General features: G+C 64.9%; 10 protein-coding genes. 6 read left to right on the top strand and 4 right to left on the bottom strand.

The features are described from left to right. The 3 genes from RR928_RS22690 to RR928_RS22680 all read left to right on the top strand — a co-directional run. Window positions 1–831 (top strand): branched-chain amino acid ABC transporter permease (locus RR928_RS22690; RefSeq protein WP_332684356.1); only part of this gene is annotated, 831 nt, incomplete at its 5' end. Between the two features lie 16 nt (window positions 832–847). Beyond that, a complete protein-coding gene (locus RR928_RS22685) occupies window positions 848–1,924 on the top strand; it encodes a branched-chain amino acid ABC transporter permease (RefSeq protein ID WP_332539234.1) in 1,077 nt (358 codons plus the stop codon). 131 nt (window positions 1,925–2,055) lie between these two features. Continuing rightward, the gene (locus RR928_RS22680) at window positions 2,056–2,943 is read left to right on the top strand and encodes an alpha/beta fold hydrolase (RefSeq protein WP_332539247.1); all 888 of its coding nucleotides are present in this window, start codon (window positions 2,056–2,058) and stop codon (window positions 2,941–2,943) included. A 31-nt stretch (window positions 2,944–2,974) separates the two neighbouring features. Here RR928_RS22680 and RR928_RS22675 read toward each other — a convergent pair whose 3' ends face one another. The 3 genes from RR928_RS22675 to RR928_RS22665 are packed head-to-tail and all read right to left on the bottom strand — an operon-like array spanning window position 2,975 to window position 5,203. After that, complete coding sequence (locus tag RR928_RS22675) at window positions 2,975–3,142, bottom strand: hypothetical protein (RefSeq protein ID WP_332539235.1); 168 nt, start codon at window positions 3,140–3,142, stop codon at window positions 2,975–2,977. 14 nt (window positions 3,143–3,156) lie between these two features. Beyond that, on the bottom strand, window positions 3,157–4,254 hold the full coding sequence (locus RR928_RS22670) for a YeeE/YedE thiosulfate transporter family protein (protein WP_332539236.1): 1,098 nt from the start codon (window positions 4,252–4,254) through the stop codon (window positions 3,157–3,159). A gap of 4 nt (window positions 4,255–4,258) precedes the next feature. Next, window positions 4,259–5,203 carry a sulfurtransferase gene (locus RR928_RS22665; RefSeq protein WP_332539237.1) on the bottom strand — a complete coding sequence of 315 codons (945 nt, stop codon included), beginning with the start codon at window positions 5,201–5,203 and terminating at the stop codon, window positions 4,259–4,261. Window positions 5,204–5,526: 323 nt separating this feature from the next. Here RR928_RS22665 and RR928_RS22660 point away from each other — a divergent pair, with 323 nt between their 5' ends. From RR928_RS22660 to RR928_RS22650, 3 genes are all read left to right on the top strand, one after another. Further along, the gene (locus RR928_RS22660) at window positions 5,527–6,261 is read left to right on the top strand and encodes a Crp/Fnr family transcriptional regulator (RefSeq protein ID WP_332684353.1); all 735 of its coding nucleotides are present in this window, start codon (window positions 5,527–5,529) and stop codon (window positions 6,259–6,261) included. A 299-nt stretch (window positions 6,262–6,560) separates the two neighbouring features. Further along, window positions 6,561–8,111, top strand: a complete 1,551-nt coding sequence (locus RR928_RS22655) for a methyl-accepting chemotaxis protein (RefSeq protein WP_332548432.1) — start codon at window positions 6,561–6,563, stop codon at window positions 8,109–8,111. 1 nt (window position 8,112) lies between these two features. Continuing rightward, the gene (locus RR928_RS22650) at window positions 8,113–9,834 is read left to right on the top strand and encodes a putative bifunctional diguanylate cyclase/phosphodiesterase (RefSeq protein ID WP_332539241.1); all 1,722 of its coding nucleotides are present in this window, start codon (window positions 8,113–8,115) and stop codon (window positions 9,832–9,834) included. A gap of 7 nt (window positions 9,835–9,841) precedes the next feature. Here RR928_RS22650 and RR928_RS22645 read toward each other — a convergent pair. Beyond that, on the bottom strand, window positions 9,842–10,099 hold a 258-nt coding region (locus RR928_RS22645; protein WP_332684351.1), incomplete at its 5' end, for a ferrochelatase.

Here is a 10,099-nt window from a genome sequence, read left to right as displayed (position 1 = left end):
CTGACGCTGGTGTTCGGCCTGATGGACGTGCTGAACTTCGGCCATGGCGTGTTCATCGCGCTGGGCGCGTTTGTCGCCGCCAGCGTGCTTGGCGCCATGGGCGACTACACGGGCTCGGCGGATCTGTGGCGCAACCTGCTGGCCGTGCTGCCCGCCATGCTGATTGCCATGCTGGTGGCCGCGGCCGTGGGCCTGGCGTTCGAGCGCTTCATCGTGCGGCCCGTGTATGGCCAGCATCTCAAGCAGATCCTGATCACCATGGGCGGAATGATCATCGGCGAGGAGCTGATCAAGGTGATCTGGGGGCCGCAGCAGATTCCGCTGCCGCTGCCCGAAGGCATGCGCGGCGCCTGGCTGCTGGGCGATGCGGCGGTGGAGAAGTACCGCGTGGTCGCGGTGCTCGTGGGCCTGGCGGTGTTTGCCGCGCTGGCCTACACGCTGGCGCGCACCAAGGTCGGCCTGCTGATTCGCGCGGGCGTGCAGGACCGCGAAATGGTCGAGGCGCTGGGCTACCGCATTCGGCGGCTGTTTGTCGGCGTGTTTGTCGTCGGCTCGGCGCTTGCCGGCCTGGGCGGCGTGATGTGGGGGCTGTACCAGCAGAACGTGATTCCGCAGATGGGCGCGCAGGTCAATGTGCTGATCTTCATCGTGATCATCATCGGTGGCCTGGGCTCCACGGGCGGGGCGCTGATCGGCGCGCTGCTGGTCGGGCTGATGGCCAACTACACCGGATTTCTGGTGCCCAAGGTCGCGCTGTTTTCCAACATCGCGCTGATGGTCGCCATCCTGCTGTGGCGGCCCCAGGGCGTATACCCGGTGGCCAACCGTTGAACCAGGAGTCACAAGCATGTTGAACCGATTGCTTTCCGGCGATATGCCGCGCAGCCGACCGCTGGCGGTGATTCTTCTCGCCATTCTGGTGGGCCTGGCGATTGCGCCGTTTCTGTTTCCCGGCGTCAAGGCGCTGAACGTCGCCGCCAAGGTGCTGATCTTCGTGGTGCTGGTCGCCAGCTTCGATCTGCTGCTGGGCTATACCGGCATCGTGAGCTTTGCCCACACCATGTTCTTCGGCATAGGCGCCTACGGCGTGGCGATTGCGGCGGGGCGCATGGGCCCCACCTGGAGCGCGCTGGCGCTGGGCATAGGCTGCGCATTGCTGCTCAGCCTGCTGCTGTCGCTGGCCGTGGGGCTGTTCTCGCTGCGCGTGCGCGCGATCTTCTTTGCGATGATCACGCTGGCCGTGGCCGCGGCCTTCCAGACGCTGGCCTCGCAGCTGTCGGAGTGGACCGGCGGCGAGGACGGCCTCACGTTCAAGCTGCCCGAGTGGCTGTCGCCGAGCTTCGAGCCGTTCGACAGCGAGTTCCTGGGACGCATGATTGACGGCAAGCTCATCACCTACTACCTGCTGTTTGTCGTCGCGCTGGTGCTGCTGCTGGCGCTGCTGCGCATCGTCAACTCGCCGTTCGGGCGGGTGCTGCAGGCGATACGCGAAAACGAGTTCCGCGCCGAGGCGCTGGGCTACCGCGTCGTGGTCTACCGCACCTTGTCGAGCGTGCTGTCGGCGCTGTTTGCCTGCCTCGCGGGCGCGATGCTCGCGCTCTGGCTGCGCTACAACGGGCCCGAGACCTCGCTGTCGTTCGAGATCATGATGGACTGCCTGCTGATCGTGGTCATAGGCGGCATGGGGACGATCTACGGCAGCGCCATCGGCGCGGTGCTGTTCCTGATCGCGCAGAGCTATCTGCAGGACCTGCTGCGCCTGGGCAGCGAAGCTGCCGTGGGCCTGCCCTGGCTGGCCGCGCTGCTGAGCCCCGACCGCTGGCTGCTGTGGCTGGGCGTGCTGTTCGTGCTGTCGGTCTATTACTTTCCCACGGGCATCGTCGGCCGCCTGCGCGCCGCGGCCCTGCGCAGGAGCACGCCATGAGCAATGCGGCAACACGTCTGGAATGTGCGATTCCCTCGACCGACGAGCAGGCCGGCTGGGCGGTGCAACTTGCCCGGGTGCCCGCACCGGCTTCGCGCTATGTGCGATGCGCGGGGTACGAGATCCACTACATGGATTGGTCGGCGGCGGCGGCCGATGCCGCCTTGCCCACGGTGATTGCCTGGCATGGTCTGGCGCGCACCGGGCGCGACATGGACCCGCTGGCGCGCTATCTCGCGGCGCAAGGTTACCGCGTGATCTGCCCCGACACGCTGGGCCGCGGCCTGAGCGAATGGAGCCGCGCGCCCGGCGACGAGTACCAGCTGCGCTTCTATGCGCGGCTGGCGCGAGAACTCTCCGATGCGCTGGGGCTGGAGCAGATCCATTGGGTGGGAACGTCAATGGGCGGGGCCATAGGCACGGTCTGCGCGTCAGGCTTGTTCGAGCCGACGCTGGCAGCGCGCATATGCAGCCTGGTGCTCAACGACAACGCGCCCGAACTCGCCGCGCCGGCGCTCGAACGCATCAAGGGCTATGCGGGCCAGCCGCCGGTGTTCGCGACCATGGCCGAACTCGAGGCGTTTTTCCGCAGCGCCTACGCACCCTATGGCTGGCTGCCCGAGGCGCAATGGCGCGCGCTCACGGAGAGCAGCATGCGCCGCCTGCCCGATGGCCGCGTGACGCCGCACTACGATCCGCGCATGATCGAGCAGTTCACGGGCCATGCGAACGATTACCTGATCTGGCCGCATTACGATGCGATCGAGGTGCCCGTGCTGCTGCTGCGCGGCGAGGCCTCGGATCTGGTTCTGGCGTCGACGGCCCAGCAGATGATGCAGCGCGGGCCGGGCGCGCGCGGGCAGTTGCAATGGCTGGAGGTCTCGGGCTGCGGGCACGCGCCGGCGCTCAATGTATTGAAACAGTGGCAGGCGGTGAAGGGGGCGCTGCGCGCAGGGGAGAGCAACCTTCGATCCTTCGACGGGCTCAGGACTCAGGGTGAACGTCCTCTGGGCACGTAAAAAAGCCCCGCAAGCGGGGCGGTTGGCATACCTAATCCGGAATCGAGCAATGCCCGCCCTGTGACGCCTGCCCCGAGCCCGCGGCGATCAGCGGCGCTTCGTAGCGCAGATCGACGGGGGCCGAGTAGGTGTAGTCCCAGGCCAGGAAAGCGAGCAGCACGGCCCAGAAGGCGATGCGCAAAGTGGTCTGTTGCGTCATGGTGTGCTGTCCTTTCAGAAGCCGAAGCGCCGGCGAATGCGCAGGCCGAAGATGGTGCCGGCGAAGGCCAGCGGCACCCAGATCCAGCCATGGATGCTGCCCGTGCTGATGCCCGACAGCATGGCGCCCACATTGCAGCCGAACGCCAGGCGCGAGCTGTAGCCCAGCACCAGGCCGGCGACCAGCGCCACCACCCATTGCGTTCCCGTCAGCGCCTTGGACGAAGGCGGCTTGTTTGCCGCGACCCACAGCGCGCCGGCCAGAATGCCGATGTTGGTGATGCTGGTGACATCGAGTAGAACGGTTTCCTGCAATCGCGCGGCATTGCCGGGCTGGCTCCAGAACCAGTTCTGTGCCAGGTCGACCGCGCCCGTGGCGCTGGCCACTTTTGCCGCCCACAGGCCAAAGCCGTAGACCACGCCCCAGGGCTGGCCCGCAATCACCAGATTGGCCGTGGCCAGAATCGCCAGCAGCACCGCGCCCACCACCCATTTGCGCTGCCACAGCGGCTGGGTTGCGCGCTGCAGCCTGGCATTGGCCTGGCCCACATACCAGCGCACGCCCACGGCCACCAGCGCCAGCGCCAGCAGCGTTGCGCCCAGCGCCGCGGGCCAGCCCCAGCGGCTCACCAGGCCCACGGGCTGCACGCGGCCCAGTTCCAGCCACCAGCCCAGGTGCATGGAGCCGACAAAGCTGCCGATGGCAAACATCGGCAGGATGGCGGCGTTCATGGGAATGCCCATGCCGGCCTTGTAGAGCGTGCCGCTGCCGCAGCCGTCCGCAATCTGCATGCACAGGCCGAAGACAAAGGCGCCGATCAGCAGGCTGATGCTGGGCGGGCCCAGCGCCGCCGTGAGTTCGGGGAAGCTGCCCAGCAGCGGCATTGCCAGCGCGGCGGCCAGCGCCAGCAGCAGCAGCTGGCCGAACACGCCGCTGGCGTCCTTTTCCTCGATCAGCAGGCGCCAGCCCGTGGTGAAGCCAAAACGCTGGCCCGCAAGCACCGCGCCCAGGCCTATGCCCACGGCAAACAGCGCGGCCTGGCGCACGGACACGGTCCACAGCAGCCAGGCAAAGAAAACGGCCATCAAGGCCGCAAGGGGTAGACGTTTCATGGATTTACTTGAATTTGCGCTGCCACCATTGGCGCGCGTCATAGGCCAGCGACTCGGCGCGGCTGGGTTGGTTCTCGAGCGCCGGTGCGTCCGGCTGCTGGGTCCAGTCGACCATGGAGCCCGCATACAGCTTGACGTTGGGCAGGCCGGCCATCTCGCTCAGGCCGAACCAGTCGGTCGCGGCCCAGTGGCCGGTGTTGCAGAACGCGACCATGTCTTCGCCCTGCTTGCGCTGCACCTTGGCGGCAATCTGTTTGGCCGCGGCGGTGTCGACAAAGGTCGAGGTGCCGGGCACGAACCACTGGTTGAAATCGAGCTGCTGCGCGCCGGGCAGCGTGCCCGACAGCTTGGCCGCGGGTGCGCGCGTCTTGCCCTGGTAGAAGGCGTCGGGGCGCGAATCGACCAGCGCCGCGTTGCTCAGGTCGAGGTTCTTGCGTATGTCCTCGCGCGTCGCGATCAGGCTGGTGTCGAGCTGGGGCTGCCAACTGCTGGCCGCGATCTGCACGGCCGCGTTGTCCTGTGGCAGCTTGGCGTCGGCCCAGGCTTTCATGCCGCCGTTGACGATGGACAGCTGCTTGAGCCCCAGCGTCTTGAGCGTCCAGTAGACGCGCGCCGAAGCGCCGAAATCGGTGGCATCCGCGCCACTGGACACGACCACTGCATGCGTCGCCGGCGTGAGGCCCAGCGACTGCACCAACTGCGTGAGTTTGGAAATGTCGGGCAGTTCGCCGGGGTTCGTTGCCGGGCCGCGCCACTTGCCATACGGTGCGCTCACCGCGCCGGGAATATGCTGCTTGGCATAGGCTTGCGGGTCGCGTATATCGATCACGCGCAATGCGGCCGTGGACGCTGGAATGGCGCTGAGTTGCGCCGGAGTCAGCAGGGGCTGGGCCGCGAAGGCCCAGTGACCTGCACTCAGGGCCAGCGCAAAAGCAAGGATTTTTTTCATGCCTCAATTGTCCGTGGGCATGACGCAGCAACCAACGATGAAAAAGGCATTGCCTTATGAGATGTAGTGATAAGTCCGGGCGGCTTTTTGCGCATTTACTTGCGGTGGCGCTTTATTCCTGTTGATAAATATCACCTTGGCCGCAAAGCACTCACCGCAGGCCGGTTAAATGACGACAATCAGCGATTTTGTAAATATTTGTAGATGGGTGGCTCGCCCGGCCGTCCCATATACAAGCGCTTGCGCTTCACGAGAACCCTATACATGCTCACCGTCCCCTTGCAGATAGCGTCGATCGACCGCCGCATTGATTTGTGCCGGCCATGAGCGCCCGTACCGAGGGTGAGGCGGAAGGGGCGCTGGCGGCGCAGCGCAATTGTTGGCATTGCGCTGCACAGACCGCATGTCCGGTCACCCGCCTGCGTGGCGATCTCATGGCCAAAGTTCAACTCAGGGAACACCGCTTTCGCGCCGGCGATGTGCTCCAGGCGCAGGGATCGATCTCCACGGCCTTGCGCATCATCAAGTCAGGTACCGTCATGATGTGCTGCGCATTGCCGCCCTACGGCGGGCATCGGTCGATAGGCGTGCTGGGGCGTGGCACGGTCACGGGCCAGTTCGGGCTGCTGGGGCGGGCAAGTCCGGTGACGCACATCGGCATTCTGGAAGGTCGCTATTGCGAGCTTTCCAACGCGGCGCTGCGCAGCAGCGGGCTGCTCGAGGACCCGGCCTTTCTGTGGGCCCTGCAGGATTTCATGGCGCACGCGATGGAGCAATATTTCAGCTGGAGCATGTTGCGCAGTGGTGACAGCGTGACAAGACAACTGGCTGGGGCACTGCTGCACCTGAGCGAACTGCAATGCAGCCTGCGAGTGCGACTGCCGACGCAGACCGTCTTGGCTGATCTGCTGGGCACCACGCGCGAATCGATCACCCGGGCCTTTGCGCGGCTTGAAAAAAATGGCGACGTAAGCCGCTGTGGCCGCCATTACTGCGATCTCCATATGCCTCGATTGCTTGAGCGCATACAGGCACCGGACCCATCGCTGCCGCACTGAACGCAGGCGCCAAGGGCCGCCATGGCCACGCAGCGGGCCGTATCCTTGACGGCCTCGTCAGGCTGGATGTTTGCCATGGGTCAAGGCGTTTTTTCCTGCGGAAAAAAATGCATTGGCTGCTGGTGATATTGATCACATCAGGTGCGGATACAGGGAAAACCGCGAGCTTGCGCTCTATCGATTGAAATAGGCATTTCCCATAATCCTAGTCTCAACATCGTTTCAGCCACGGCTGTGGCGGCGTGCCTATGCCCGATCGTTGATCGGGGTGCTCATATCTTTCAGCCTGTTTCTCCACAATGAAAAATAATGGACCTGTCACGCAGCGCGAGTTCCAGATAGGTGAACATGAAACACTGCTGTCCGCGACCGATCTGAAGGGCCGCATCATTTATGCCAACGATGCCTTCATTGCCTGCAGCGGCTTCGAGCGCGAAGAGTTGTATGGCAAGGCCCACAACCTGGTGCGTCACCCCGACATGCCGCCTGCGGCGTTCGAAGACATGTGGAGCACCATCCAAGGCGGTCGCCTCTGGACGGCATTGGTCAAGAACCGCCGCAAGGATGGCGACCACTACTGGGTGCGCGCCAATGCCGCGCCCATTCGCCAGCGTGGTGAAATCACCGGCTACCTGTCGGTGCGCGTGCAGGCTCCCCGCAACGGCGTGAGCGCGCATGAAGAGATTTATCGCGGGATGCAGCAAGGGGACCGAAAGCTTGACCTGTTGCGCGGCCAAGTGGTGCGCAGGAGCCTGGCCGGCTGTTACACGCGTTGGCGCTTTGTGTCGCTGGCTACGCGCATGCGCCTGGGGCTGGGGGCTTTGTGGCTGGCGGGCGCCGCAGGGATGGCATTCGCCGGGGGCGGGGCGGCGGCACAATGGCCCGCGCTGGCGAACTGGACGCTGGCGGTACTCGTCAGCGGCTGGTGGTCGCGCGTGGCGGTGCATGGGCCGCTGCGCCAGCTCATGGTGCAAGCTCAGGCGGTGGCCAGCGGCCAGCGGGCCGAACCCTTGTTCCTGAATCGTTGCGACGAGATCGGCCTGGTGATGCGTGGCATCGAACAGGCGTCGCTGAATCTGCTCTCGCTGGTGGGGGACATCCAGGACAAGGTGGTACATGTGCGCAGCGGTGCGCACGATCTGCAACAAGGCAATGAGAAACTGGCCCAGCGGACCCAGGAGACAGTCGCGCGTCTCGAAGAAACTGCCGCCGCCAACGAACAGCTGGCCGCGGCCATTGGCAGCAACAGCGAGACCGCCGCCCAAGCTGCGCAGATGGCGACGCAGGCGGTGCGCATGGCAGCGCAAAGCGCCGCCATGGTGGCGCAGGCCCAGGAAAGCATGCGCGGCGTCTCGGCATCCAGCCAGAAGGTGGCCGATATCACCAGCATGATCGACGCCATTGCGTTCCAAACCAACATCCTGGCGCTCAACGCAGCGGTCGAGGCGGCGCGCGCGGGCGAGCATGGCAGGGGCTTTGCGGTCGTGGCCTCGGAGGTGCGTGCGCTATCGACCAAGAGCGCCAACGCTGCCAGGCAGATCAAGCAGCTCATCGACGCATCGACCGCTCAGGTCGATGCCGGCAACCGTACCGTGGTCGCTGCCGGCAGCACCTTGACCGAGGCTGTGCAGGCCGTTGAACGCGTGGCCGCGATGATGGAGGACATCCGCCTGGCGAGCCAGGAGCAGTCCCATGGCGTGGCTCAGATCAACCAGGCGCTGGCACAGCTGGAGCAAATTGCCAAGCACAATGCGGCGCAGGTGACGGACAGTGCCCAACTGAGCCAGGTGCTGGGTGCGCAGGCCCAGCGTCTTGACGAAGCCGCTTCGGTCTTCCGGCAAGAGGTGTGAAGTGAAGTTGATTTCCAATGAAGAAGCACTCGCCCTGGCCGCACTGGATGCCGCACCGGACAGTATCCTCATCGTGGATGACACCGGTGCCATCTTCAGGGCCAACCCAGCTGTCGAACTGTTGACCGGCTATAGCGCCGAAGAGCTGTCGGGTCAGTCGGTCAGCATCTTCCTGCCCCCGCACATGCGCAGCAAGCACAGCGATCTGGTGAGGAAGTTCTTTCTGAACCCGGTCGCCCGGCCCATGGGCATGGTCAGTCAGCTGCAACTGCTGCGCAAGGATGGCTTGATGGTGTCGGTCGACATTGCCCTGGGCCACTGCACCATGGATGGCCTGCTGGCCGGGGTGGTGTTCATGCGCGACATGACCGAGGTGAAGCGTCTGCAGGAAGACATGCGCTACCAGGCCACGCACGACGGGCTCACGGGGTTGGCGAACCGCTGGCAGTTCATGCAGCATTTCGAGCAGGCCATCCATCGGGCACGGCGCAGCGGCCGAACATTGGCGTTGCTGCTGCTGGATCTCGATGAATTCAAGGACATCAACGATGCCCATGGTCATGCGGCAGGCGATCAGGTGCTGATCGAGGTGGCGCGAAGACTGCGCAGCAGCTTGCGCGCGGGCGATGTGATTGCCCGGCTGGGCGGCGATGAGTTCACAGTGCTGCTGCCCGATGTGCCATCGATGGACCATGTGCTCACGGTCGTGCAGAAGCTGCAGCGCAGCCTGTCGGCGAGTTGTCGTTTCAAGATGGGTGAATTGAGTCTGGGAGCCAGCATCGGCGTTGCGGCGTTCCCCACCGATGCGCAGGATTCGGGCATGCTGATGCGTTTTGCCGACATGGCCATGTATGCCGCCAAGACGCAAGGGCGTGGCACCCATGCCGTGTACAGACCCGAAATGAGCGAAGCCCTGAGGCTGCGCAACCAGATGCACGAACGGCTCAAGCGGGCCGTCGAAACACAGGCGCTGGAGCTGCACTACCAGCCGCAGGTGGATGTGAAAACCGGCGCTGTCGTCGGCGTGGAGGCGCTGCTGCGCTGGCACGATGCCGAGCTGGGGTGCGTGCCGCCCGATCACTTCATTCCCGTCGCCGTTACCAGCGGCCTGATCCACCCATTGGGCGACTGGGTGCTGGAGACCGCGTGCCGCCAGGCTTCCCTGTGGGATGGCAACGGCACGCCGGTGCGCGTTTCGATCAACCTGTCGGCGCAACAGTTTCGCCAGACCCAATTGCCGGCTCGGCTGCAGCAATTGCTGGATCAGCACGGCACGCGTGCGGACTTGATCGAGCTGGAAATCACCGAGACCGAGGCCATGGCCGAGCCGGATACGACGCGGCAGGTATTCGACAGATTGCGCGCCTTGGGCATCAGCATCGCGCTGGACGATTTCGGCACTGGCTATTCCTCGTTGGCCTATCTGCGCCTGCTGCCGGTGTCGCGACTGAAGATCGACCGCGAGTTCATCCGCCAGGTCATGGAAAACAACAACGATGCGGTGCTCGTGCGTGCCGTCATCGCCATGTCCCACATGCTAGGCCTGCCGGTGGTGGCCGAAGGGGTGGAAGACGCCGCACAACTGGGCTTTCTGCGCAGCAATGGTTGCGAAAGCTACCAGGGCTGGTTGTTTTCCAAGGCGCTTCCCGCCGCGGAAATCACCCGTCTGTTGGGCCGGTTCGACTGCTCGGCGGCGTGGGAGTCGTGCGACGCTCCCGCCTGACTATTGGCTATTGGCGCGCGCCCAGGGCCTTGGCGCGCTCGGCGGTCTGCAGCAATGCCTTTTCATCGGGCAGGCCCACGGGCCAGCCTGCAAGGTGCTGCTGCGCGATCCGGCTCAGCGCCGTGATCCAGGGCGCGCTGTCGTTGACGCAGGGAATGTATGCAAATGCCTTGCCGCCCGCGTGCAGGAAGGCTTCGCGCGCTTCCTGGCTGATTTCCTCCAGCGTCTCCAGGCAGTCGCTGGTGAAGCCCGGGCAGACCACGTC

The sequence above is a fragment of the Comamonas sp. genome, assembly GCF_036666375.1.
In the GTDB taxonomy this organism is placed as follows: Bacteria; Pseudomonadota; Gammaproteobacteria; order Burkholderiales; family Burkholderiaceae_C; genus Comamonas.
The sequence above is the reverse complement of the archived record's forward strand: the minus strand, read 5'-3'. Positions and strand labels throughout refer to the sequence as shown.

What these genes read in the sequence shown, in the direction of transcription:
- RR928_RS22685 (WP_332539234.1), top strand. Translation starts at nt 848, where the DNA reads ATGTTGAACCGATTGCTTTCCGGCGATATGCCGCGCAGCCGACCGCTG.
- RR928_RS22680 (WP_332539247.1), top strand. Translation starts at nt 2,056, where the DNA reads ATGGATTGGTCGGCGGCGGCGGCCGATGCCGCCTTGCCCACGGTGATT.
- RR928_RS22675 (WP_332539235.1), bottom strand. Translation starts at nt 3,142, where the DNA reads ATGACGCAACAGACCACTTTGCGCATCGCCTTCTGGGCCGTGCTGCTC.
- RR928_RS22670 (WP_332539236.1), bottom strand. Translation starts at nt 4,254, where the DNA reads ATGAAACGTCTACCCCTTGCGGCCTTGATGGCCGTTTTCTTTGCCTGG.
- RR928_RS22665 (WP_332539237.1), bottom strand. Translation starts at nt 5,203, where the DNA reads ATGAAAAAAATCCTTGCTTTTGCGCTGGCCCTGAGTGCAGGTCACTGG.
- RR928_RS22660 (WP_332684353.1), top strand. Translation starts at nt 5,527, where the DNA reads ATGAGCGCCCGTACCGAGGGTGAGGCGGAAGGGGCGCTGGCGGCGCAG.
- RR928_RS22655 (WP_332548432.1), top strand. Translation starts at nt 6,561, where the DNA reads ATGAAAAATAATGGACCTGTCACGCAGCGCGAGTTCCAGATAGGTGAA.